The sequence below is a fragment of the Erwinia typographi genome (assembly GCF_000773975.1).
Taxonomy (GTDB): Bacteria; Pseudomonadota; Gammaproteobacteria; order Enterobacterales; family Enterobacteriaceae; genus Erwinia; species Erwinia typographi.
This window is the reverse complement of record NZ_JRUQ01000006.1, coordinates 1-22,830: the sequence shown is the minus strand read 5'-3', so window position 1 is coordinate 22,830 and position 22,830 is coordinate 1. Positions and strand designations below refer to the sequence as shown.

At 56.3% G+C, this 22,830-nt stretch carries 19 protein-coding genes; 9 read left to right on the top strand and 10 right to left on the bottom strand.

Going from position 1 to position 22,830, the window contains the following annotated elements:
- Positions 1 to 166: 166 nt before the first annotated feature.
- The 6 genes from metG to sanA all read left to right on the top strand — a co-directional run bounded on the left by metG (position 167) and on the right by sanA (position 7,308).
- Positions 167 to 2,200, top strand: coding sequence for a methionine--tRNA ligase (gene metG, locus NG99_RS01095; protein WP_034887510.1), 2,034 nt, complete (start codon positions 167 to 169; stop codon positions 2,198 to 2,200).
- A gap of 159 nt (positions 2,201 to 2,359) precedes the next feature.
- Positions 2,360 to 2,755 carry a CidA/LrgA family protein gene (locus NG99_RS01090; RefSeq protein WP_034887507.1) on the top strand — a complete coding sequence of 132 codons (396 nt, stop codon included), beginning with the start codon at positions 2,360 to 2,362 and terminating at the stop codon, positions 2,753 to 2,755.
- On the top strand, positions 2,748 to 3,440 hold the full coding sequence (locus tag NG99_RS01085) for a CidB/LrgB family autolysis modulator (protein WP_034887504.1): 693 nt from the start codon (positions 2,748 to 2,750) through the stop codon (positions 3,438 to 3,440). Before NG99_RS01090 ends, NG99_RS01085 begins: the two co-directional genes overlap by 8 nt.
- 127 nt (positions 3,441 to 3,567) lie before the next feature.
- Complete coding sequence (gene cdd / locus NG99_RS01080; protein WP_034887501.1) at positions 3,568 to 4,452, top strand: cytidine deaminase; 885 nt, start codon at positions 3,568 to 3,570, stop codon at positions 4,450 to 4,452.
- 176 nt (positions 4,453 to 4,628) lie between these two features.
- Positions 4,629 to 6,326, top strand: a complete 1,698-nt coding sequence (locus NG99_RS01075; protein WP_034887499.1) for an NAD-dependent malic enzyme — start codon at positions 4,629 to 4,631, stop codon at positions 6,324 to 6,326.
- Between the two features lie 163 nt (positions 6,327 to 6,489).
- On the top strand, positions 6,490 to 7,308 hold the full coding sequence (sanA, locus tag NG99_RS01070; protein ID WP_052130501.1) for an outer membrane permeability protein SanA: 819 nt from the start codon (positions 6,490 to 6,492) through the stop codon (positions 7,306 to 7,308).
- A gap of 56 nt (positions 7,309 to 7,364) precedes the next feature.
- On the opposite strand, the gene mglC is transcribed toward sanA, so the two are convergent.
- The 7 genes from mglC to NG99_RS01035 all read right to left on the bottom strand — a co-directional run bounded on the left by mglC (position 7,365) and on the right by NG99_RS01035 (position 15,598).
- Positions 7,365 to 8,375 carry a galactose/methyl galactoside ABC transporter permease MglC gene (mglC, locus tag NG99_RS01065; protein ID WP_034887497.1) on the bottom strand — a complete coding sequence of 337 codons (1,011 nt, stop codon included), beginning with the start codon at positions 8,373 to 8,375 and terminating at the stop codon, positions 7,365 to 7,367.
- Between the two features lie 13 nt (positions 8,376 to 8,388).
- Positions 8,389 to 9,909: a galactose/methyl galactoside ABC transporter ATP-binding protein MglA gene (gene mglA, locus NG99_RS01060; protein WP_034887495.1), complete on the bottom strand. Its 1,521-nt coding sequence runs from the start codon at positions 9,907 to 9,909 to the stop codon at positions 8,389 to 8,391.
- A gap of 69 nt (positions 9,910 to 9,978) precedes the next feature.
- Positions 9,979 to 10,974, bottom strand: coding sequence for a galactose/glucose ABC transporter substrate-binding protein MglB (mglB, locus tag NG99_RS01055; RefSeq protein ID WP_034887493.1), 996 nt, complete (start codon positions 10,972 to 10,974; stop codon positions 9,979 to 9,981).
- Positions 10,975 to 11,292: 318 nt separating this feature from the next.
- A complete protein-coding gene (gene galS / locus NG99_RS01050; RefSeq protein ID WP_034887491.1) occupies positions 11,293 to 12,333 on the bottom strand; it encodes an HTH-type transcriptional regulator GalS in 1,041 nt (346 codons plus the stop codon).
- Between the two features lie 151 nt (positions 12,334 to 12,484).
- Positions 12,485 to 13,651, bottom strand: a complete 1,167-nt coding sequence (gene yeiB / locus NG99_RS01045) for a DUF418 domain-containing protein YeiB (protein ID WP_034887489.1) — start codon at positions 13,649 to 13,651, stop codon at positions 12,485 to 12,487.
- Between the two features lie 20 nt (positions 13,652 to 13,671).
- Entirely contained in the window at positions 13,672 to 14,337 is a 666-nt protein-coding gene (gene folE / locus NG99_RS01040) for a GTP cyclohydrolase I FolE (protein WP_034887487.1), read from the bottom strand.
- A gap of 124 nt (positions 14,338 to 14,461) precedes the next feature.
- Positions 14,462 to 15,598, bottom strand: coding sequence for a YbfB/YjiJ family MFS transporter (locus tag NG99_RS01035; protein WP_034887486.1), 1,137 nt, complete (start codon positions 15,596 to 15,598; stop codon positions 14,462 to 14,464).
- A gap of 130 nt (positions 15,599 to 15,728) precedes the next feature.
- On the opposite strand from NG99_RS01035, the gene ptrR reads away from it, so the two are divergent.
- Genes ptrR through fghA form a run of 3 tightly spaced genes read left to right on the top strand, consistent with a single transcriptional unit; the run spans position 15,729 to position 18,626 of the window.
- Positions 15,729 to 16,622: a putrescine utilization regulator PtrR gene (gene ptrR / locus NG99_RS01030; protein ID WP_034887484.1), complete on the top strand. Its 894-nt coding sequence runs from the start codon at positions 15,729 to 15,731 to the stop codon at positions 16,620 to 16,622.
- Positions 16,623 to 16,645: 23 nt separating this feature from the next.
- Positions 16,646 to 17,770, top strand: a complete 1,125-nt coding sequence (locus NG99_RS01025) for an S-(hydroxymethyl)glutathione dehydrogenase/class III alcohol dehydrogenase (RefSeq protein ID WP_034887482.1) — start codon at positions 16,646 to 16,648, stop codon at positions 17,768 to 17,770.
- 13 nt (positions 17,771 to 17,783) lie between these two features.
- Positions 17,784 to 18,626 (top strand): S-formylglutathione hydrolase, encoded by an 843-nt coding sequence (gene fghA, locus NG99_RS01020; protein WP_034887481.1) that lies wholly within the window; start codon positions 17,784 to 17,786, stop codon positions 18,624 to 18,626.
- A gap of 56 nt (positions 18,627 to 18,682) precedes the next feature.
- On the opposite strand, the gene cirA is transcribed toward fghA, so the two are convergent.
- The 3 genes from cirA to NG99_RS01005 form a co-directional block, all read right to left on the bottom strand.
- On the bottom strand, positions 18,683 to 20,653 hold the full coding sequence (gene cirA / locus NG99_RS01015; protein ID WP_034887479.1) for a catecholate siderophore receptor CirA: 1,971 nt from the start codon (positions 20,651 to 20,653) through the stop codon (positions 18,683 to 18,685).
- 110 nt (positions 20,654 to 20,763) lie between these two features.
- Positions 20,764 to 21,552, bottom strand: coding sequence for an ABC transporter ATP-binding protein (locus tag NG99_RS01010; protein ID WP_157032522.1), 789 nt, complete (start codon positions 21,550 to 21,552; stop codon positions 20,764 to 20,766).
- Positions 21,549 to 22,631 carry a FecCD family ABC transporter permease gene (locus NG99_RS01005; RefSeq protein WP_034887476.1) on the bottom strand — a complete coding sequence of 361 codons (1,083 nt, stop codon included), beginning with the start codon at positions 22,629 to 22,631 and terminating at the stop codon, positions 21,549 to 21,551. The genes NG99_RS01010 and NG99_RS01005 overlap by 4 nt, the downstream gene beginning before the upstream one ends.
- Positions 22,632 to 22,830 lie beyond the last annotated feature (199 nt).

Below are 22,830 nucleotides of genomic sequence, written 5' to 3'. Positions count from 1 at the left end.
CTTCCTTTTATTGCCAGTTCTGATCATTCAAGCATACCAGAACTGGCCGCGGGTGATGGCAATGAGCGGTAAAAAACCGAGGGGGGACCGCGGGAATGTTTACGCAGGGACAGGCTTTCGGTTACCATCTATCCCCCCTTTTAAAACAGGTATAGCAAGTCTTACTATGACTCAAGTCGCGAAAAAAATATTGGTAACGTGCGCCCTGCCGTACGCCAACGGCTCCATCCATCTCGGCCACATGCTCGAGCATATCCAGGCAGATATTTGGGTCCGTTACCAGCGAATGCGCGGCAATCAGGTTTATTTCATCTGTGCGGACGATGCGCACGGTACGCCAATCATGCTGAAAGCTCAGCAGTTGGGTATTGCTCCCGAGCAGATGATTGCCGAGATGAGTCAGGAGCATCAGACTGATTTTGCTGGTTTTAACATCAGCTACGACAACTATCACTCCACGCACAGCGAGGAGAACCGCGAGCTGTCTGAACTGATCTATACCCGTTTAAAAGAGAACGGTTTTATTAAAAACCGTACCATCTCGCAGCTGTACGATCCTGAAAAAGGCATGTTCCTGCCGGACCGCTTCGTCAAGGGGACCTGCCCGAAATGTAAATCGCCGGATCAGTATGGCGACAACTGTGAGGTGTGCGGCGCGACCTACAGCCCGACCGAACTGATTAATCCGCAGTCCGTGGTTTCCGGCGCGACGCCAGAAATGCGTGATTCCGAGCACTTCTTCTTCGATCTGCCGGAATTCAGCGAAATGCTGAAGGCCTGGACGCGTTCAGGCGCGCTACAGGAGCAGGTAGCCAACAAAATGCAGGAGTGGTTTGAATCAGGCCTGCAGCAGTGGGATATCTCCCGCGATGCTCCCTACTTCGGCTTTGAAATTCCGGGCGCGCCGGGCAAGTACTTCTACGTCTGGCTTGATGCGCCAATCGGCTATATGGGCTCGTTCAAAAACCTGTGCGACCGGCGCGGCGATATTGATTTCGACGCCTTCTGGCAGAAAGACTCGGATGCCGACCTTTATCACTTTATCGGTAAAGACATCGTCTATTTCCACAGTCTGTTCTGGCCTGCAATGCTTGAAGGCAGCGACTTCCGCAAGCCGACTAATCTGTTTGTGCATGGCTACGTGACGGTAAACGGCGCGAAAATGTCCAAGTCTCGCGGGACGTTTATCAAGGCCAGTACCTGGTTACAGCATCTGGACGCCGACAGCCTGCGCTACTACTACGCGGCTAAGCTCTCATCCCGCATTGATGACATCGACCTGAACCTTGAAGATTTCGTGCAGCGCGTGAATGCCGATATCGTCAACAAAGTGGTCAACCTGGCCTCGCGCAACGCCGGTTTTATCAACAAGCGTTTCGGCGGTCAGCTCTCTGCTGAACTGGCCGACCCGGCGCTGTACAAAACCTTCACCGATGCGGCAGCCAGCATTGGCGAAGCCTGGAGCAGCCGCGAATTTGGCCGCGCCGTGCGTGAAATTATGGCGCTGGCCGACGTGGCAAACCGCTACGTTGACGAACAGGCGCCGTGGGTAGTGGCGAAACAGGAAGGCCGCGATGCGGACTTACAGGCAATCTGCTCAATGGGCATCAACCTGTTCCGCGTGCTGATGACCTGGCTGAAGCCGGTTCTGCCTTCTCTGACCGAACGTACCGAAGCGTTCCTGAACGCCGAACTGAGCTGGGACGGTATTCAGCAGCCTCTGCTGGGCCACAATATCTCGGCCTTTAAGGCGCTTTACAGCCGCGTGGAGATGGACAAGGTGAATGCGCTGATTGAAGCGTCGAAAGAAGATGCGGCTGCGGCGAACAAACCTGCTGCCGGCGCGTCTCAGGCGGATGCGCCAGTGGCTGACACCATCAGCTTTGATGACTTTGCCAAAGTAGATATGCGCGTGGCGCTGATCAAAACGGCCGAGCTGGTTGAAGGCTCGGACAAGCTGCTGCGCCTGGTACTGGATATGGGCGGCGAAACTCGCCAGATCTTCTCCGGTATCCGCGCCGCTTATCCAGATCCGTCCGTGCTCGAAGGACGCATGACGGTTGTGGTCGCGAATCTGGCCCCGCGAAAAATGCGTTTCGGCGTGTCAGAAGGCATGGTGCTGTCTGCGGGCCCCGGCGGCAAAGACCTGTTTATCCTCGGTGCCGACAGCGGCGCTCAGCCGGGTATGCAGGTGAAATAATCCACCGGCAGGCCATCTCGGCAAGTGCGGTATAACACGGTTGCAGAGGCGAAATTTCTTTCGCCTCTTTTTTTATTGGCCGAGCCCCTCTTAGTGTGACCCGTAGCACGTTTTGCCATTTCGTCGTATGATTAACGTTCATAAAACCAGGAGCTTATCATGCGCAGCGCGCTCTTAGTTGGCTGGCGAGTCCTTCGCGCCTTTATCATTATTTACCTCTGTCTGTATGCCGGAACTGGCCTGTCTGCCCTGCTCCCCGTCACCATCCCAGGCAGCATTATCGGCATGCTGATGCTCTTTACCCTGCTGGCGTTGCAAATTCTGCCGGTGGAGTGGGTCAAGCCGGGCAGCACGCTGCTCATTCGCTATATGGGTCTGCTGTTTGTGCCAATCAGCGTCGGCATTATGAGCTATACCGATATCCTCAGCGCGCAGTTTGGCCCAATTGTCGTCTCCTGCGTGCTCAGCACGTTTATTGTCCTGCTGACCGTCGGGCTGGCTTCCCACAAGTTACACAGCCGTCCTCTGACTAAACCAGGAGCCAGCGATGAGTGATATGTGGTGGTCGCTGCCGCTGACCGTGATAGTGTTTTTTGCGGCGCGCTGGGTTGCTGCAAAGGTGAAGATCTCGCTGGTGAACCCGCTGCTGGTTTCAATGGCGGTGATTATCCCGCTGCTACTGCTGATCCAGATGCCTTACGCCCGCTATTTTCAGGGAAGCTCGATTCTCAACCAGCTGCTTCAGCCTTCTGTCGTGGCGCTGGCAATCCCGCTCTATGAGCAGATCCACCAGATCCGCGCGCGCTGGAAATCGATTATTGGCGTCTGCTTTATGGGCAGCCTGACAGCGATGATCTCCGGTACCGCTATCGCCCTGTGGATGGGCGCGACGCCGCAGATTGCCGCGACCATTATGCCAAAATCGGTTACCACGCCGATTGCGATGGCGGTTTCCGGCACGCTGGGCGGCATTCCGGCCATCAGCGCCATCTGCGTCCTGATCGCTGGCGTGCTGGGCGCGGTGTTTGGTCATATGCTGCTAAATATGCTGAGGATTACCGGTAAGCCTTCTCGCGGCTTAGCCATTGGCAACGCCTCTCATGCGCTGGGAACCGCACGCTGCGTCGAGCTGGACTATCAGGAAGGGGCATACAGTTCGCTGGCGCTGGTGATCTGCGGCATTATCACCTCGCTGCTGGCGCCGTTTCTGTTTCCGCTGCTGATCGGTCTCTGGGGTTAAAATTTGCGAGGGATCGCGCATTTTGCAATTTGCTTGCATGAATTGCATTGCCTGCGTGATATCAATCACATATAACGCTTTGACTGTCCGCTAGAATTAGCGGCCGATCACCCGAAAGAGGTTCGATATGCACCCACGTTTTCATGCCGCGTTTGCCACGCTGCCTTTACCTTTGCAAACTGCCCTGCAACCGATCGTTTCTGCAGCGGATTTTCAGGCTTTCCTGACGCCCCATCAGGTAGCTGAAGTCAAAACCGCCGCCGGGCTGGACGATCGGGAACTGGCTTTTGCCCTGTTGCCGCTGGCCGCCGCCTGCGCCGTGGCCCCGCTTTCCAACTTTAACGTCGGCGCAGTGGCGCGAGGCAAAAGTGGCCACCTCTATTTTGGGGCGAATATGGAGTTCGTCGGCGCTACCCTACAGCAGACTCTCCATGCCGAGCAGAGCGCCATTACCCATGCCTGGCTACGCGGTGAAACGGCGCTGGAAGCCGTTACGGTAAATTACACGCCCTGCGGTCACTGCCGTCAGTTTATGAATGAGCTGAACAGCGGCACCTCGCTGAACATCAATCTGCCGGGGCGCGCGCCCGCGACGCTAGCCGACTACCTGCCGGATGCCTTTGGTCCACGCGATTTACAGATTAAAACGCTGCTGCTGGATGAGATCGACCACGGTCTGCCGATTAAAGGCGAACCGCTGGCTCAGGCCGCGCTACAGGCGGCGAACCGCAGCCATGCCCCCTATACCGGAGCCTGGAGCGGCGTCGCGTTGCAGGCGGCAGACGGTGCCCTCTTCGCCGGAAGCTATGCGGAGAACGCGGCCTTTAACCCAAGCCTGCCTCCTTTGCAGGCCGCGCTGAATTTAATGAACCTGTCAGGTTACGATGTGCTGACCGTTCAGCGTGCCGTTCTGGCTGAAGCGCCGGACGCTAAAGTGATTCAGCGCCAGGCCACCGTCGCCACCTTACAGGCGCTCGGCTGCGCCAGCATCAGCACCATTCCGCTGGCGTAAAGTCCCCTGTTCTGTCGACCAGCAAGGACGCGGGCTTTGCCTGCATCCTGCTGAATGGCGATAATTTTGCGGTAAAACCGATCCTTTTGTTATAACGGGTTAACAAAAGCTGTACTTTCGGAGTAAATATTTTAGGATTGCCCCACAACATCCCGACCCGAATGAGTATTAATTGCATGGAACTCGAATACGAAAGTAAACGGCCGCTGTATATTCCCTATGCTGGGCCTATTTTGCTGGAATTTCCGCTGTTAAATAAGGGAAGTGCCTTTTCGGTAGAAGAGCGCAATGAATTTAACCTGCGGGGGCTGCTGCCCGAAACGGTGGAAACCATTGAAGAGCAGGCCAGGCGTGCGTGGCGTCAGTTCCAGGATTTCAAAAACGATAACGACAAGCACGTCTATCTGCGCAACATCCAGGACACCAACGAAACCCTGTTCTACCGCCTGCTGGACAATCATCTTGAAGAGATGATGCCAATCATCTACACCCCAACGGTTGGCGCAGCCTGTGAGCACTTCTCTGAAATCTATCGTCGCGCTCGCGGCGTCTTCATCTCCTACCCAAACCGCGACAATATCGAAGATATGCTGCAAAACGCCACCAAGGAGAACGTCAAAGTGATCGTCGTGACCGACGGCGAGCGCATTCTTGGCCTGGGCGATCAGGGGATTGGCGGCATGGGTATCCCAATCGGCAAGCTCTCCCTGTATACCGCCTGTGGCGGCATCAGCCCGGCGTACACTCTGCCGATCGTGCTGGACGTGGGCACCAACAACCAGCAGCTACTGAATGACCCGCTGTATATGGGCTGGCGTCATCCGCGCATTACCGGTGAAGAGTACGATAACTTCGTCCACGAATTTATTCTGGCGGTGAAAAGCCGCTGGCCGAACGTGGTGCTGCAATTCGAAGACTTTGCGCAGAAAAACGCCATGCCGATCCTGGAGCGCTATCGCGATGAAGTTTGCTGCTTCAACGATGACATTCAGGGCACCGCAGCGGTCACGCTGGGTACGCTGATTGCCGCCAGCCGCGCCGCAGGCAGCACGATGAGCGAGCAGAAAGTGGTGTTCCTTGGCGCCGGTTCCGCCGGGTGCGGCATTGCCGAGCAGATCGTTGCCCAGATGAAATCCGAAGGCCTGAGCGATGAAGAAGCCCGCGCCCGCGTGTTCATGGTGGATCGCTTTGGCCTGCTTACCGATAAGCTGCCGAATCTGCTTAACTTCCAGAGCAAGCTGGTGCAGAAAAGCGAAAGGCTGGCCGAGTGGAATGTCAACTCTGACGCCATTTCGCTGCTGGACGTAGTGCGCCATGCCCGCCCGGATATCCTGATTGGCGTCTCTGGCCAGCCGGGCCTGTTCAGCGAAGAGATTATTCGCGAAATGCACAAGCACTGCACGCGCCCTATCGTTATGCCGCTGTCTAACCCAACCTCCCGCGTGGAAGCCACCCCAGCGGATATTATGGCCTGGACCGACGGCGCGGCGCTGGTCGCCACCGGTAGCCCGTTCTCCCCGGTGCTGTGGAAAGAGCAGATCTACCCGATTGCCCAGTGCAATAACTCCTATATCTTCCCTGGTATTGGTCTGGGAGTGATTGCCTCAGGCGCAACCCGCGTGACGGACAGCATGTTGATGGCCGCCAGCCGGGCGCTGGCAGACTGCTCTCCGCTGGTGAACGACGGCGTAGGTCCGGTGCTGCCGGAGGTGAAAGATATTCAGGGCGTGTCCAAAGTCATCGCTATGGCGGTAGGTAAAGCCGCCCAGCTGGCTGGCGTTGCCATGGTCACATCTGAAGATGTACTCTCCAAATCCATCGCCGCCAATTTCTGGCTGCCGCAGTACCGCCACTACCGTCGGACGTCTATCTGACGCTAAAAGCCGGATGCGTTCTGCATCCGGCTCTCATTTTTCTCCCTTTCTTCCGTCTATTTGTGCGAAAAGCCGCCATCCGACGTGCCGTAGCTTGCTTCACTTCGCCTGGTCAAGTAGCCTTGATTTACCTTTTTTTTCGCAAGGCTGAGCGCTGTCTGGCATGGTAAAACGCTTGATTTATGGTCTGATTATCATCATTGTCCTGATGGTACTGACCGCGCTCGGCCTGGATCGCTGGATGAGCTGGAAAACGGCGCCCTACGTCTACGACGATCTGAAGTCGCTGCCCCACCGCCAGGTGGGCGTGGTGCTGGGGACGGCTAAGTATTACCGTACCGGCGTAATTAATCAGTACTACCTTTACCGTATGCAGGGCGCGCTGAATGCCTATAACAGCGGCAAGGTAAACTACCTGCTGCTTAGCGGCGACAACGCCCAGCAAAGTTATAACGAGCCGATGACCATGCGTCGCGATCTGATTGCCGCAGGCGTCGATCCGGCCGACATCGTGCTCGATTTTGCCGGATTCCGCACGCTGGACTCCATTGTCCGCACCCGTAAAGTGTTCGACACCAACGATTTCATCATCATTACCCAGCGCTTCCACTGCGAGCGCGCGCTGTTTATCGCTCTGCATATGGGCATTCAGGCACAGTGTTACGCCGTGCCGTCGCCCAAAAACATGCTGAATATTAGGTTGCGAGAAGTAGGAGCCAGGCTTGGCGCGCTGGCCGATCTGTACCTGATGAAGCGCGAACCGCACTTCCTGGGGCCAATGGTGCCAATCCCTGCCCGTCATGAAGTCCCTGATGATGCGCAAAGCTACCCCGCCGTCACGCCTGAGCAGCTGCTTGAGTTGCAGCAAAAGCTGGAAGCCGCGCAAAAGTCTGAACCACAGAAAAAGCCTGAGCCGCAGAAAACGCCTGAGCCAGAGCAGAAAGCGATGCCTCAGCCGCTACCGGATGCACGGCCTGAATAAGATAAAAAAAAGGCCAGGTTGCGTTTGCAGCCTGGCCTTTTGATTTAACTGAAGCCCTATTTCTTGCGAGCGTACTTCAGGGAGTCCAGCGCGACGGCGAAAATAATGATGCCGCCCTTAATGATGTACTGCCAGTATGGGTTAACGCCAATATAGGTCAGCCCGTAGTTGATGACGGTGAAGATCAGCACCCCGGTCACCACGCCAGCCACAGTACCGACGCCACCGGCGAACGACACGCCGCCCACCACGCAGGCCGCAATCGCATCCAGCTCGTACATAAAGCCCAGGTTGTTGGTAGCCGAGCCGATGCGCCCCGCTTCCAGCATCCCACCAAAGGCGTAGAACACGCCGGACAGCGCATAAATCAGGATCAGGTTAAGGTTAACATTGACGCCTGATACCCTTGCCGCTTCCGGGTTGCCGCCGATGGCAAAAATGTTTTTACCAAAGCGGGTTTTATTCCACAGCACCCAGACAAAGAAGATGGCAATCAGCGCATAGAAAGTAATGTACGAGAGCTTAAAGTCGCCAAAGCGGATAAAGCCCTGGGCAAAGGTCGAGAACTTGTCGTCGAAGCCGGCAATCGGCGAGGCGCCAACGAAGTCGTAATACAGCGAGTTGATGCCGTAAACGATAATCATCGTACCCAGCGTGGTGATAAACGGCGTCACCTTCAGGTAGGCGATAATCAGGCCGTTCACCAGGCCAATAATGCCGCCAATAACGCAGACAGTCAGGATTACCAGCGGAATCGGCACCGTGTCCATATGGGGGAACACTTTGTTGGCGTTATCCATCGCCTGGAGCAGCGTGGCGGCCACCACCGCGGCCAGCCCCACCTGACGACCGGCAGACAGGTCAGTCCCCTGGGTCACAATCAACCCGGCGACGCCCAGCGCGATAATAATGCGCACGGAAGACTGGGTTAAAATATTACTCAGGTTCATCAAACTTAAGAATGTAGGATCCTGAAAGATAATGATCGCCAGCAGTACCAGCAACACAACGTATATTCCACCTTCTTTTAACCAGGTGAGCGCATTCTTTTTATTCACAGCTTTCATGGTAACAGCCCTATTAAAGGTGCAACGATGCTAAACGTAAAATTTCGTTTTGCGTTGTCGATTTGGTTTCTACTATGCCCGCAACCATGCCGTTACTCATTACCAAAATCCTGTCGGTAATCCCTAAAAGTTCCGGCATTTCGGAAGAAATAATAATGATGCCTTTCTCCTTCTTCGCCAGTTCTGAAATTAGCTGATAAATTTCAAACTTCGCTCCAACGTCAATACCGCGCGTTGGTTCGTCCAGCATTAATATTTCCGGCTGGGTTAACAGCCAGCGACCAATAATCACTTTCTGCTGGTTGCCCCCGGAAAGAGAGCCAATTGACGTATGGTGCCCCGGCGTTTTAACGCGCATGGCGTCAATCACCCACTGGGTATCACTTTTCATCCGGCTGTTATCCAGCAGCCCAATACTGTTTTTATATTTACGAATATTAGAAATCAGCGAGTTAAAGCCGATGTCCAGAAACGCGTAAATACCGGTTGCGCGACGCTCTTCGGTAACCAGGGCAAACCCGTGGTTGATCGCTTCATTCGCGCTGTGGTTATTGATCTTTTTACCGTGCAGCTTAATGGTGCCGCCTGACTTTTCGCGGATGCCGAACAGCGTTTCCACGATATCGGTCCGCTTGGCTCCCACCAGTCCTGCCACGCCGAGAATTTCGCCCTTACGCAGATCGAAAGAAATATCCCGAATCGACGGCTGGCGCAGCGAAGTCAGATTGCGCACCTCAAGGATAGTCTCCCCCGGCACGTTGGTTTTATCCGGGAAACGCTGGTTCAGCGAACGCCCGACCATCATGGCGATGATCTTATCCATATCCAGACCTTCAAGCGGCTGGGTAGTAATCCACTGACCGTCACGCAGGATAGTTATCTCATCACACAGCTGGAAAATTTCTTCCATTTTATGCGAAATATAAACAATGCCGCAGCCGCGATCTTTTAGCTTGCGAATAATAGTAAACAGGTGGTTCACCTCTTTTTCCGTTAAGGAAGAAGTCGGCTCATCCATGATCACTATTTTGGCATCGTAGGAGAAAGCTTTGGCTATTTCGACCATCTGCATTTGCGACACGGACAGGGTCACAACCTTGTCGCGCGGGTCGATATCAATATCCAGCTCGTCAAAAATGGCTTTGGTATCACGGTACATTTTATCGTGATCGACAAAGAACCCTTTCCGCGGGTAACGTCCCAGCCACATGTTATCCATTACCGTGCGCTGTAAAACCAGGTTTAATTCCTGGTGCACCATCGACACGCCGTTTTCCAGCGCCTCTTTGGAACTTTTATAATCGATTTCCTTTCCCTGAAAAAGGATGCTCCCCGTATCTTTACTGTAAATGCCAAACAGGCATTTTAATAACGTGGACTTCCCCGCGCCGTTCTCCCCCATCAGGGCATGAACAGAGTGAGGGCGAATTTTTAAATTCACGTTGTCCAGTGCTTTAACCCCAGGAAATGACTTGCTGACATTGGTCATCTCCAGCAGATATTCGCGCTGTGTTTGCACTTTATCGCTGCCCATAATTCTACCTGGCTGAACGTTGCGTGAAAGCGGGCCAGCTAAACGGCTGGCCCGGTACAGGTACGGCTATTATTTGGTGAACTGAGAGAGATTTTCTTTATCAATCGGCACGTAGGCTACGCGAACCACTTTGCCGTCAAGCTTATAGTTAGTCCCTTCGGTAGCCGGTTTGCCATCGGCCAGGTTTTTCGCCATCTCAAGCGTGGCTTTTGCCTGGTTTTCGGCATCGTTAAGCACGGTTCCGGCCATGGCGCCAGATTTCACCAATGCCAGCGCTTCCGGCAGCGCATCCACGCCGAAGACCGGCACCGAGGATTTGTTGTGCGCTTTCAGCGCTTCAACCGCGCCCATTGCCATCGCATCGTTATTGGCGATGACCACTTCAATTTTGTTGCCGTTCGGGCCGGACAACCACGCATCCATCTTATCTTTCGCCTGGGCGGTATCCCACATAGCGGTATCCAGATGCAGCTGCTGAGTTTTCACGCCGTCTTTATTCAGGGTATCAATAACGTATTTAGTACGGGCTTCCGCATCCGGGTGGCCCGGCTCGCCTTTCAGCAGCACGAACTGGATCACGCCATCTTTGTTCAGATCCCACGCAGGCGTCGCTTTCCAGTGCTTCTCAATCAGCTCGCCCTGCTTCACGCCGGACTCTTTAGAGTCGGTCCCGACGTAGTAAGCCTTGTCGTAGCTGGCCAGCGCTTTCGCGGTAGGTTCTTTGTTAAAGAACACAATAGGAATGTCGTTCGCTTTGGCTTTGCCGATCACCACGGCCGCAGCGGCTGGGTCAACCAGGTTAATAGCCAGCGCTTTCACGCCTTTCGCCACCAGCACGTCAACCTGGTCGTTCTGGGTTGACTGGCTGTTCTGTGAGTCGTTCATCAACAGCTGAATACCGGGGCTGTCTTTCGCATCTTTCTCGATGTCTTTACGCACGACGGACATGAAGTTGTCATCATATTTGTAGATGGTCACGCCGATGCGAGTATCGGCTGCCTGCGCCGCTGCGCCAAACATCATGCTGGCCACCAGGGCTGTGAGCGTGAAAGCCTTCTTATTCATGGTATCTCCGGTTTTTTTGTAGGGTCTTACTCAACGCTCTGCGCAATCCGCGAGGGGAAAAGGCAGCGCGTTAATTTTTCCGGCAGGCATAAAGTTAATAAAACGTTAAGCAAAGCCGATTATTTGTTAAAACAAACCCGACTTCCCTGTGCGGTAACGCTTCCAGAACGCTGTGTAATGAACTGTTTCACTGAGAGGCTTGCGGCTGGTATCACGGGAACCGGCCACGTTACATAATGTTTCACCCTCTGTAAGCTGCTGCCATCATAGAGAGAGTGATGTTAATTAACTGTGAATTTACTCACAAATTGAAAACGGTTACACCGCGGAATCGCTTGAGTTAGTGACGGCTGCCACATTTTGCCGCGATGCCACGGAATGACGGCGAACCAGCGTCGGCATAAAGCAGTGCTCCGCGCTCTCATCCAGCTCGCCAGCCGCGCCTTTCAGCGCCAGTTCAGTAGCCAGTTTCGCCATAGAAACAATAGGATAGCGAACCGTCGTCAGTTGCGGATCGGTATAGCGCGAGATCGGAATATCGTCGAAACCGACCAGCGATAAATGCTGTGGCACCGCAATACCGTTGTCTTTCAACGCCGCCAGCGCACCAGCTGCCATGCTGTCGTTGTAGGCAAACACCGCCGTCAGATGCAGGTTGCGTCCCAGCAGCTCAACCATTGCCGCCTCTCCCCCCTGCATGTCTGGTTCAGCGCTGGCGACCCAGCTCTCTGGAGGCGTTATCCCCTGCTCTGCCAACGCCTGCTGCCAGCCCGTCCGCCGCTGCTCCACGTCCTCAATCGGATGGCTGGAGCCGAGGTAGCCGATACGCTGATGTCCCTGCTGCTGAAGCATGCGCGTCGCCATCAGCGCGCCGCTGATATTGTCCAGGCAAACGCAGCGATGGGCGTAGCCCGGCACGGTACGGTTAATCAGCACCATGCCCGGTATCTGGTCCATCAAAGAGCGCAGCTCAGCGTCGCCCAGCGCCTTGGCATGGACCACCAGCGCGTTGCAGCGCTGGCGGATCAGCACCTCAATGGCATGACGCTCTTTGTCCGCCTGATGGTAAGAGTTGTTGATAAGCACATGTTTTTGCATACGTTGGGCAACGGTATCTACCGCTTTGACCAGCGCGCCAAAGAAGGGGTCGGACACGTCCATCACCACCACGCCAATGGTGTCGCTGACCTGAGTAGCCAGCGCCTGAGCGTTGGCGTTCGGCCGGTAGCCCAGCGTTTCAACAATGTTCAGCACCATCTCACGGGTTTCCGGGGTGACGGCGGCGCTGTTATTCAGCACGCGGGAAACCGTTGCTACCGATACGCCAGCCTCTCTGGCCACATCACGGATGGTAATCATAGGGGATTACCAGGGAAGAGTAAGTTTTGCATAGTCCGTCCTGACACTGTGTTCTGGCGGCTATTCTGGCAGGGGTCAATGCTGTGCTACGTGAATCTCGTCACAAGGATGAAAACGGTTACATACAATTCTGCAACCTTTGTGACGGCCGTCATCCTCCGAGAGGGCTTTTTTCCAGCGGCTCGCCACCGCTTAGCCGGGTCAGTTTGCGCCAAAGCCATTCAACCGGTCCCTGACGGAAATGACGCAGCCAGAGCAGTGAGAACAGCACATTGATGGCCCAGACGGCAGGAACCAGCGCGAGCAGCTGCAGACGGTCGAACTTGTTGAACAGGCCCAGACGGTCGAAAAGCGTGGTGCAGACCAGCGTTTGCAGCAGATAGTTGCTCAGCGCCATCCGCCCGACACAGCTGACGGCATAGGTGATTTTAAGAGATGAAAGCGTTGGCCAGAAGCCATAACAGAGGGCTGCATAGCCCACGGCCTGAAGCGGCGCGCCCAGCTCACGCGGCACCTGGAGAAAGAAAGCCGCCCGGCGGAAGTCCCAGCCGCTGTTCCACTGTAGATACAGGCTGGGGAGTTGGATCAGCCACGACAGGGAGATAAGGAACAGCGCCGCCCGACGATAGTGCGCCAGACTGCGCTGGCCCTGTAGCCAGCCGTTGCGCATTAGCGCGCCGCCCACCATCATCAATCCGGCTAACTGCCAGCCATACTGCGCCGCCAGCGCCATAAGGCTGGAAGAGAACTGGCTCATCCGGCCCTGAATGGCCTGCCAGCCCCCCTGCGTATGCCAGAACGTTTCGTACTGCACGTTGGCCATGCCGGGTATCCAGGAGCTATTCGGCGCAGAGCCGGTCCCCAGCCCGAGAAGCAGTAAAACGGCGCTGCCAATGACGTACAGCATCACGCCAGTGTTCAACAGCTGTCGGGAGGAAGGAACATCGCGGATCATCCGCCACACCGCCAGCCCAATCAGGCCGTAGTCGAGCAGAATATCACCGTCCCACAGGAAAATATTATGCAGCAGCCCAAAGACCATCAGCCAGACCAGCCGCGCCTGAAGCCAGCGCTTGCCTCGCGGCAGCAACATTTGCAGACTGGCGCCAAACAGCAGCGCAAACAGGGAGAGAAATTTAACCTGCGCGAGGAGATCGGTTGCTGCCCAGCTTAGCGTGTCGCTTAGCGGCGGCATCCTGCCCTGCCAGGCAGGGTTAAGATAGGCCGCCGAGGGCAGCCCGAAAGCGACGATATTGAGCAGCAGGATACCCAGAATGGCCAGGCCACGAATAAAATCCAGCGTGTGAATGCGTGGCATGGAATTCCTGTTAATGGTAACTAGCTGTGGCGCACCGCACGCAAGAATTCCTGGCGGGTGTTCTGACTGGATTTGAATAATCCGCCCAGCGAAGTCGTGGTGGTGGCGCTGGTCGCATCACGAATGCCGCGCGCCTTCACGCAGTAGTGCACCGCATCGATTGAGACGGCCACGTTATTGGTGCCCAGCAGCGTTTGCAGCGCCAGAAGGATCTGCTGAGTCAGGCGTTCCTGCACCTGTGGGCGCGACGAGAAGAACTGTACGATGCGGTTAATCTTCGACAGGCCGATCACCTTTTCTTTTGGGATATAGGCGACGGTCGCCTTACCGTCGATGATCACAAAGTGATGCTCACAGGTGCTGGTAAGCGTGATATCACGCACGGTCACCATCTCATCCACCTTCATTTTGTTCTCAATGACGGTGATTTTCGGGAAGTTGGCGTAATCCAGACCGGAGAAAACTTCGTTCACATACATTTTAGCAATGCGGTGCGGCGTTTCAGCCAGGCTGTCATCTTCCAGATCGAGATTGAGCAGCTGCATGATTTCGGTCATATGGCCGGCAATCAGCCGCTTACGGGTTTCGTCATCCATTTCACGCACGGGTGAGCGTAACGGGGTTTCCAGTCCACGAGCGAGTAGCGCCTCGTGAACAAGTGCGGCTTCCTGACTTAACGCAGCCATGATGATTCTTCTCCGGCAGGTGTAACGCTGGCCTGCAAAGGGCCTGCATAAATTCTGAGGCGGTATTTTGGTACACAATGCGCCGTTAATCCAGTGAATCAATTTAAAGAGCCGTGAAACTGTTTCATTCAGCCGCCGGGTCGCGCTTCCAGACTAAGGCTCCGGCCACCACCAGCCCTGCTCCCGCCACATACAGCGCTGGCTCAAGCTGATGGGTTAGCGTGGTGGAAAGGGCCGAAAGCAGCGGCCCTACCAGTTGCCCAACCGCATATCCCGTAGTCAGTAAACCGGCAAGGTAGCGCGTGTGTCGCGGGGCCAGCTCGCGCCCATATTGCAACGAGAGTTGCACGACACAAAGGAAGCCACCGCCGATCAGCGCCGCCCCCAGCGCCAGCCCGCCAATTCCCGGCACGGCGTCCGCACAAAAAACGCCCGCCGCCTGCGCCCACAAAGCAATGGCAAGACGGGTATTGGCGCTGCCGTAGTGGCGCGTCAGTATCCCCAAAACAATGCCGAGCACCGCCGCGCCGCCAAAGATCGGCCAGACGAACTGGGCGACCGGGCTGCCGGGGAAGCGAGAGGCGGCCATCTGCGAGAGAAAGGTGGCAGGCAGGATATAGCCAAATCCGGCCAGGCTGTAGCTCCATACCAGCCTTTTCAGCCCGGCAGTCAGCACCAGCGGCTCCGGTGCCGTCTCAGGACGATGAAGCTCCCCACGCCGCGGGAGGTTGCGCGCTATTAACACCACCAGCGCCAGCGCCAGCACGCCGTAGGCGCACCAAGCCCAGGTTGCGCTCACCTGCTGCGAATGCAGCGCCACCGCCAGTATGCCGCTCAGGAAAATGCCGGTGCCGGGTCCGGCAAATACCGCCGCACTCAGCCCCGGCCTGCCCAGCCTTTGCAGATACTCGTTGCTCCAGGCGGCAATCAGCACCATTGCCCAGCCGCTCGCCCAGCCGATAAAGAAGCGAATAATGCCGTGCAGCCACGGGCCGGTGGCACAGGCGGAAAGCAGGGTCAGCGCCACGGCGCCCCAAATCCCCAGCTTCAGGCGCAGCTCAACCTGCCGCGTAGCTCGCATTGCGTTCCATGAACCGCAGAGATAGCCCAGGTAGTTAAAGGCGGCGACAACTCCGGCGCTGGTCAGCGAAAGCTGGTGTTCATTAATCATCAGTGGAACCTGGGGTGTAAAAGCAAACCGCCCAATCCCCATCGCCACCACCAGCGACAGAAACGCACTCAACGCTACGCGTAAAGCCATCATTGACTCCTTACCCTGTTTCAGTACCAGCCGGCATCAGTGCCGATAAAATGTTGCCACTATCCTGCCCGATAGCTATACTCACGGAAAGTGAATAATAATAACCAAGTTGTTTACGAGACGAGAATCAATGGATTTAACCCAGCTAAAAATGTTCTGCTCCGTAGCCGATAGCGGTTCGCTGGCGCGCGCCGCAGAGCTGATGCATCGGGTGCCGTCGAATCTGACTACGCGTCTGCGCCAGCTTGAACAGGAGCTGGGCGCCGACCTCTTTATCCGTGAGAAACAGCGGATACGCCTTTCGCCGATGGGCCATAATTTCCTTGGCTACGCGCAGCGCATCCTCGCGCTAAGCGAGGAAGCGATGAGTATGGCCCATAGCGGCGAACCCGGCGGCAATTTTGCCCTTGGCTCCATGGAGAGCACTGCGGCTACCCGCCTGCCCTCACTGCTGGCAGCCTATCACCAGCGCTTTCCTGCCGTGGCGCTGTCGCTGATCACCGGCACCTCCGGCGAAATCATTGAGCGCGTACGTGAAGGGACGCTGGCAGCGGCGCTGGCCGACGGGCCGATACGCGTTGATGAGCTGAATAGCTGCATAGCCTTTCACGAGCAGATGGTGCTGATCTCCAGCCTTGAGCATCCGCCGATCGTTGATCCTGCGGACGCGGCAGGCAATACCCTCTTTGCTTTTCGCCCAAGCTGCTCCTACCGCCTGCGGTTTGAAAACTGGTTTCGCAGCGCGGGCGTCCAGCCCGGCACGTTTATGGAAATTCAGTCCTATCACGCTATGCTTGCCTGCGTAGCCAGCGGCGCGGGCCTGGCCCTGCTGCCGGAATCAGTACTGGAGCAGCTGCCCGCGAAAGGTCGCATCAGGCGCCACGCCCTGTCGGATGAGGTTCGCAATGCCGCCACCTGGCTGGTCTGGCGGCGTGATGCTTTCACCCCCAACGTGGAAGCGCTGAAATACCTGATTATCGAACAAATTGACGAGGCGCCAGCAGGTGACGAAATTCGTCCATAATTACCCCTCAGAGGAAAAGAGACATGCAAATGATTAAGACTCGCGCGGCTATTGCCTGGGCTGCTGGTGAACCTCTTTCAATTGAAGAAGTGGACCTGATGCCGCCGCAGAAAGGTGAAGTGCTGGTGCGTATCGTCGCCACCGGCGTTTGCCACACCGATGCCTATACCCTGTCCGGTAAAGATCCGGAAGGCGTATTCCCCGCTATCCTCGGTCATGAAGGCGGCGGCGTAGTTGAAGCGATCGGTGAAGGCGTGACCAGCGTTGCCGTTGGCGATCATGTGATCCCGCTTTACACCCCGGAGTGCGGCAAGTGTAAATTTTGCCTGTCCGGCAAAACTAACCTCTGTCAGGCGATTCGCGCGACTCAGGGCAAGGGTTTGATGCCGGATGGCACCACCCGCTTCTTCAAGGACGGCAAGCCGATTTTCCACTACATGGGCACCTCCACCTTCTCCGAATACACGGTGATCCCGGAAATCTCGCTGGCAAAAATCAGCAAGGAAGCGCCGCTGGAAGAAGTCTGCCTGCTCGGCTGCGGCGTGACCACCGGCATGGGCGCAGTGATGAATACGGCGAAGGTAAAAGAAGGCGATACCGTGGCGATTTTCGGCCTGGGCGGTATCGGTCTGTCGGCAATTATCGGCGCAAAAATGGCCAAAGCAGGCCGCATTATCGGTATTGACCTTAACACCAGCAAGTTTGACCTTGCCACTAAACTGGGCGCTACCGACCTGATCAACCCGAAAAATTTTGACAAGCCCATCCAGGAGGTGATCGTTGAGATGACCGACGGCGGCGTCGACTTCTCGTTTGAATGTATCGGCAACGTCAATGTGATGCGTTCTGCGCTTGAGTGCTGTCACAAAGGCTGGGGCGAGTCGGTGATCATTGGCGTGGCCGGTGCCGGCGAAGAAATCGCTACCCGTCCATTCCAGCTGGTCACCGGCCGCGTCTGGCGCGGTTCCGCTTTTGGCGGGGTAAAAGGCCGCTCGCAGCTGCCCGGCATTGTTCAGCGCTATCTGGACGGTGAATTCCAACTTAACGACTTTATTACCCATAATATGCCGCTGGAAGAGATTAACGACGCCTTTACGCTGATGCATGAAGGTAAATCGATCCGTTCCGTGGTGCATTTCAAAAAATAAATCAGGAGGATTGATGCCATCCACTCTGGAGCTTCTTGAAGAACACCGAATGTTTGGCGGCTGGCAGCAGCGCTATCGCCATCCGTCCACCTCGCTGAACTGCGCGATGACCTTCAGCATTTTCCTGCCGGGGCCAAAGCGGGAGTCTCCGCCGCCGGTGTTGTTTTTCCTGGCCGGGCTGACCTGTACCGATGAGAACTTTTCCACCAAGTCAGGTGCCCAGCGCCTGGCGGCGGAACTGGGTATCGTACTGGTGATGCCGGATACCAGCCCGCGCGGTGAAAGCGTGGCGAATGATGAGGGTTACGACCTGGGCCAGGGCGCAGGGTTCTATCTGAACGCAACCCAGGCCCCGTGGAGCGACCATTTCCGCATGTACGACTACCTGAACGAAGAGCTGCCTGCGCTGATTGCCGGTAATTTCAACGTCAGCGATCGTCAGGCGATTATGGGGCATTCGATGGGCGGACACGGCGCGATAATGCTGGCGCTGAGAAATCCCGGCAGATTCACCTCTGCCTCAGCGTTTGCGCCAATTGTTAATCCGGCCGAAGTTCCGTGGGGACAAAAAGCGTTCAGCGCCTATCTTGGTGAAGATCGCCAGACCTGGTGCCAGTACGACAGCTGCTGGCTGATGCGCAACAGCACGGCGAAGCTGCCGATGCTGATCGATCAGGGCGACAGCGATCAGTTCCTGGCCGATCAGTTGCATCCTGAGCGCCTGACAGAGATCGCCAGCGAAAAAGGCTATCCGCTTACCGTGCGGATTCAGCCAGGGTACGACCACAGCTACTTCTTCATCGCCAGTTTTGTGGAAGATCATCTGCGGTTCCATGCGCAGCATCTGCTGGCATAAAACAGAGAAGCCGGGCGCTGCCCGGCTTCTTATCGATCGCACTTCCTCTCACCCGATCAGAAAGTATAGTCCAGCGCCGCGAAGTAGCGACGGCCATCTTCGTTATAACTGTAGCTGTCCCGGTTGAGATCTTTGTCAACGAGGTTCAGTACCCCTGCCCGCAGCTTAACGGCTTTGGTCGCCTGCCAGGATGCCCCGGTATTCCACAGCACGTAACCGCCCGGCGTTGAGCCATCGTTGTTCAGCGTTCGCCGCTCGCCGGAGTAGTTCGCCTGCAGATAGAGCGACCAGTCCTCTAGTGGCGTCCAGTCCAGCGTGCCGTTTGCCGTGTGCAGCGGCAGCTCCTGCAGCGGCTTATTGCCGCCATCGCTCAGGTCTCGCCCGTCGGTATAGGTGTAGTTCAGCGTTAACTTCCAGCGGTCATCAAGCGGGATCTTCAATTCCGTTTCCAGCCCGGTAATTCGCGCTTTGTTGACGTTGTAGTAGCGGAATACCGGACGGCCGCTGTCGTCAAAGCCGACAAAGTTGGTATAGCCAGGCGCCAGGCTTGCTGAAGAGGTGCGCGCAATGCTGATCATATCATCGACATTGTTCTGGAAGGCGGTGATGCTGCCCGTTACGCCCTCCAGCAGCCCCTCATCTCCGGCATAGTAAATACCGAGTTCAAAGCTTTCGCTGGTTTCCGGCTTCAGATCCGGGCTGCCGACAATGCTACAGCTGCCGCGGCAGGAGTTAGTTTGCCAGTCGGGGCTGAGCTGTAGCAGCGACGGGGCCTTGAAAGCATTAGCCCAGCCGCCTTTTACCGTAACGGTATCCGTCGCGCTGTAGACCAGATAGGCGCGCGGGCTCCAGTGGTCGCCATAGGTTTGGTGATCGTCCATGCGCACGCCGGTGGTCAGCGCCAGCGCATCGAAAATCCGCCATTCATCCTCGACAAATAGCGCGTACTGGCTGGCCGAGGTTTTACCGCTGCCCGACAGGTTTACCGGGTCTTCAAGCTTATCGTGCCGCACTTCCCCGCCGAAGGTTAACAGCTGGTTCACTTCGCCCAGCGGCAGGACCAGCTTGCCCTCCAGCGAGTTGTTTTTGGCAATGATGTTGTCCCCGCCGGTGTAGTTGTCAACCCGATCGCCGTAAAAACGCAGCTCGGTAGTGCCCCAGTCCCAGCGGCCATTGTGACCAAGCGAGTAGTTGTGCCGCTCCAGACGGTTTTTATCCAGCGAGTCTGACTCCCGATCCTGACGATCGAAGCCGTAACCGAAGGTCATATCCTGGCTTTCCGTCGGCGTGAGGGAAAACTCCACATTACCGTCGCGGGCGGTGTAACCCTCAATGCGCGGGCTGAGACCGGTGGCCGAGCTGGCCGATGCCTGCTGACCGTCCTTTTCGCGCTTGCCGAGGCTACCGTAGACTTTGACGCCCAGCAGATCGTCAATAATCGGCCCGCTGGTGAAAAAATTGCCGTTGTAGCTGTCGCCCCGATCGCGATGCTCCTGCACCGTCGTGTCGGCGCTGAAGGTGCCGTGCCACGCCTTGCCCACCTTACGGGTGATAATATTCACCACGCCGCCAAGGGCATCAGATCCATACAGTGAGGACATCGGCCCGCGTACCACTTCGATGCGCTCGATGGCATCGGCGGGGATCCAGTTCAAATCAAAGTCATTATGGCGGAACACGGCATTGCGTGAGTTAACCCGCTTGCCGTCGATCAGGATCAGCGTATAGCTGCTGTCCAGCCCGCGCAGGCTGACGCCCTTGCGGTTATCGCCTTCATTGGTCAACTGGACGCCGGGCACGTCGCGCAGGGCATCCCTGAGGTTCTGAACCGGCTTTCGTTTGATCTCTTCAGCGGTAATCACGCTGATACTGGCAGGGGCTTCTTTGAGGTTAACTTCGACGGCCGAAGCCGTGACAACGAGAGTATCCTGCTTTTTTTCTTCCGATTCTTCAGCAGCAACCGGGAAAGTGAAGGCCAGCGCAGACGCGCACAGCCCGCAGCGAACAACGGGATTCAACCTGAGCATGCTATTCTCCATGAGGCGCAAATTAAAAAAGTGATATCAATATCCTTTGCTCACACAAAAACCGCAGAGTTAACTCTGCTGACTTTTTCCGGTTATCTTCCGGTTTTAAATTACAGCGTGGGTTCCGCTACCAGGCCATCAATCAGCACCTGTGGCGTTCCCTGGGTGCAGCGCTCTATGCGGCCCTTCACCCCATAAACGGTTGCCAGACTTTCCGGAGTAATCACCTCTTCCGGCAGACCGTCGGCAATTAATTCACCATTCTGCAACATTAATACATGTTCGCCATGGCGCAGCGCGATATTAATATCGTGAATAACGACGATGGTAATAATATTGCGCTTGCGCGTTTCTCTGCGGACTAAATCCATTACGTGGAACTGATAATTCAGATCCAGCGCGCTAAGCGGTTCATCCAGTAATAACAGCTCAGGGCGGCGAATTAAGGATTGCGCCAGGCCAACCAGCTGTTTCTGACCGCCGGAGAGCTGATCCAGATAGCTCAGCGCCAGATGCGAAATCCCCAGCTGTTCGAGCACCGACATCACTTCCGCTTCGCTCGCGCTGCTGCTGCGCCCTCCTGAAGCCCGCTGGGCAACAATGATCGACTCCAGCACATGCAGATGAACGCCAGCCGGCAGCGACTGCGGCAGATAAACTACCTTCTCCGCACGACGGGCAAAAGGCTGGGACATCAGCGCGGTGCCGTTCAGCCACACTTCCCCTTCAGCACGGTTAAGTCCGGCCAGCGAGCGCAGCAGCGTGGATTTACCACAGCCGTTCGGTCCAAGCAGCACGGTGATTTTGCCGCGCGGCAGCAGCGGTACGTTGAGATTGCTGATAATTTTGCGTTTTGGGTAACCGGCATGGAACCCACTGATGCGTAAGCCATCCATCAGACAGTCCCCCGGTGGCGCAGAATAATGCTCAGGAAGAACGGCACGCCAACCAGCGAGGTCACGATACCCACCGGAATGATCACGCCTGGGATCAGGTTTTTCGACACCACGGAGGCCATCGACAGCACCAGCGCGCCGGTCAGGGCGCTGGCCGGTAGATAGAAACGGTGATCCTCACCAAAAATCATGCGCGCAATATGGGGAGCCACCAGGCCGATAAAGCCAATCGGCCCGACGAAGGCCACGGCCAGCGCGGAAAGAATGCTGATGCGCAGCAGCGTGCCGAGACGCAGGCGGCGGACGTCAATACCAAAACTGACGGCGCGATCCTCGCCGAGACGCAGCGCGGTCAGCTTCCAGGCGCTCATCATTGAGAACGGCACCAGAAGGGCAAAAGCCAGCGTCAGAACCCCCAGCTTTTCCCATGAGGCTCTCGCCAGGCTCCCCATCGTCCAGAACACCAGCCCCTGTAGCGTATCTTCGCTGGCAATAAACTGCATCATCGACACCAGCGCATTAAAGGTAAACACCAGCGCGATCCCAAACAGCACCACGCCAGAGGTGGCAACCCTGGTCCAGCGCGTGATGCCATCCAGCATCAGGGCGGCAAACAGCGCAAAAACGAAGGCGTTGGCCGAAATAAACCACTGGTCAGGAATGCCCGGCAGGCCGATCCCCAGAACGATCGCCAGCGCAGCGCCAAACGCCGCCGCCGAGGAAACCCCAAGGGTGAACGGGCTGGCCAGCGGGTTATTCAGGATGGTTTGCATCTCCGCCCCGGCCAGGCCAAGGGCAAGGCCCACTACCACCGCCATCAGCGCGTAAGGCAGACGAATGTCCCAAACGATGACCCGCGTGCCGGCATCGACCGCTTCCGGCGACAGCAGCGTGCGCCACAGCGCTTCCAGCGATAAGCCAGACGGGCCGAGGGTGAAGTCAAACACCAGCGAAGCGAGGATAGCCAGTACCAGCACGCTCATCATCAGCAGACGATGACGCAGCATGTGATGGTAGCGGCCCATCACGCCGTCGGTCTGCGGTTTTGCGGCGTACTGCGCAGGGTCGTGGGTCACACTCATTCTCAATACCTGTGATTACTTAAGTCAGACGAACAGCGATAATAAAGGGAAAAGTGTAAAAGTGATGCCCTTAAAGGTAACGGCGGTAACAATAAAGCAAATGATAATAGTTATCAATAATATTTGAGACATCAGGCTCCCAATAAAAAAGGCGCGAAATTCGCGCCTGTTCTTATTAATGTGACCCGTCCTAAATAGC

Excerpts from the sequence above, each read along its gene's own strand:
- metG (WP_034887510.1), top strand. The coding sequence starts at position 167 with ATGACTCAAGTCGCGAAAAAAATATTGGTAACGTGCGCCCTGCCGTAC.
- NG99_RS01090 (WP_034887507.1), top strand. The coding sequence starts at position 2,360 with ATGCGCAGCGCGCTCTTAGTTGGCTGGCGAGTCCTTCGCGCCTTTATC.
- NG99_RS01085 (WP_034887504.1), top strand. The coding sequence starts at position 2,748 with ATGAGTGATATGTGGTGGTCGCTGCCGCTGACCGTGATAGTGTTTTTT.
- cdd (WP_034887501.1), top strand. The coding sequence starts at position 3,568 with ATGCACCCACGTTTTCATGCCGCGTTTGCCACGCTGCCTTTACCTTTG.
- NG99_RS01075 (WP_034887499.1), top strand. The coding sequence starts at position 4,629 with ATGGAACTCGAATACGAAAGTAAACGGCCGCTGTATATTCCCTATGCT.
- sanA (WP_052130501.1), top strand. The coding sequence starts at position 6,490 with ATGGTAAAACGCTTGATTTATGGTCTGATTATCATCATTGTCCTGATG.
- mglC (WP_034887497.1), bottom strand. The coding sequence starts at position 8,375 with ATGAAAGCTGTGAATAAAAAGAATGCGCTCACCTGGTTAAAAGAAGGT.
- mglA (WP_034887495.1), bottom strand. The coding sequence starts at position 9,909 with ATGGGCAGCGATAAAGTGCAAACACAGCGCGAATATCTGCTGGAGATG.
- mglB (WP_034887493.1), bottom strand. The coding sequence starts at position 10,974 with ATGAATAAGAAGGCTTTCACGCTCACAGCCCTGGTGGCCAGCATGATG.
- galS (WP_034887491.1), bottom strand. The coding sequence starts at position 12,333 with ATGATTACCATCCGTGATGTGGCCAGAGAGGCTGGCGTATCGGTAGCA.
- yeiB (WP_034887489.1), bottom strand. The coding sequence starts at position 13,651 with ATGCCACGCATTCACACGCTGGATTTTATTCGTGGCCTGGCCATTCTG.
- folE (WP_034887487.1), bottom strand. The coding sequence starts at position 14,337 with ATGGCTGCGTTAAGTCAGGAAGCCGCACTTGTTCACGAGGCGCTACTC.
- NG99_RS01035 (WP_034887486.1), bottom strand. The coding sequence starts at position 15,598 with ATGGCTTTACGCGTAGCGTTGAGTGCGTTTCTGTCGCTGGTGGTGGCG.
- ptrR (WP_034887484.1), top strand. The coding sequence starts at position 15,729 with ATGGATTTAACCCAGCTAAAAATGTTCTGCTCCGTAGCCGATAGCGGT.
- NG99_RS01025 (WP_034887482.1), top strand. The coding sequence starts at position 16,646 with ATGCAAATGATTAAGACTCGCGCGGCTATTGCCTGGGCTGCTGGTGAA.
- fghA (WP_034887481.1), top strand. The coding sequence starts at position 17,784 with ATGCCATCCACTCTGGAGCTTCTTGAAGAACACCGAATGTTTGGCGGC.
- cirA (WP_034887479.1), bottom strand. The coding sequence starts at position 20,653 with ATGCTCAGGTTGAATCCCGTTGTTCGCTGCGGGCTGTGCGCGTCTGCG.
- NG99_RS01005 (WP_034887476.1), bottom strand. The coding sequence starts at position 22,631 with ATGAGTGTGACCCACGACCCTGCGCAGTACGCCGCAAAACCGCAGACC.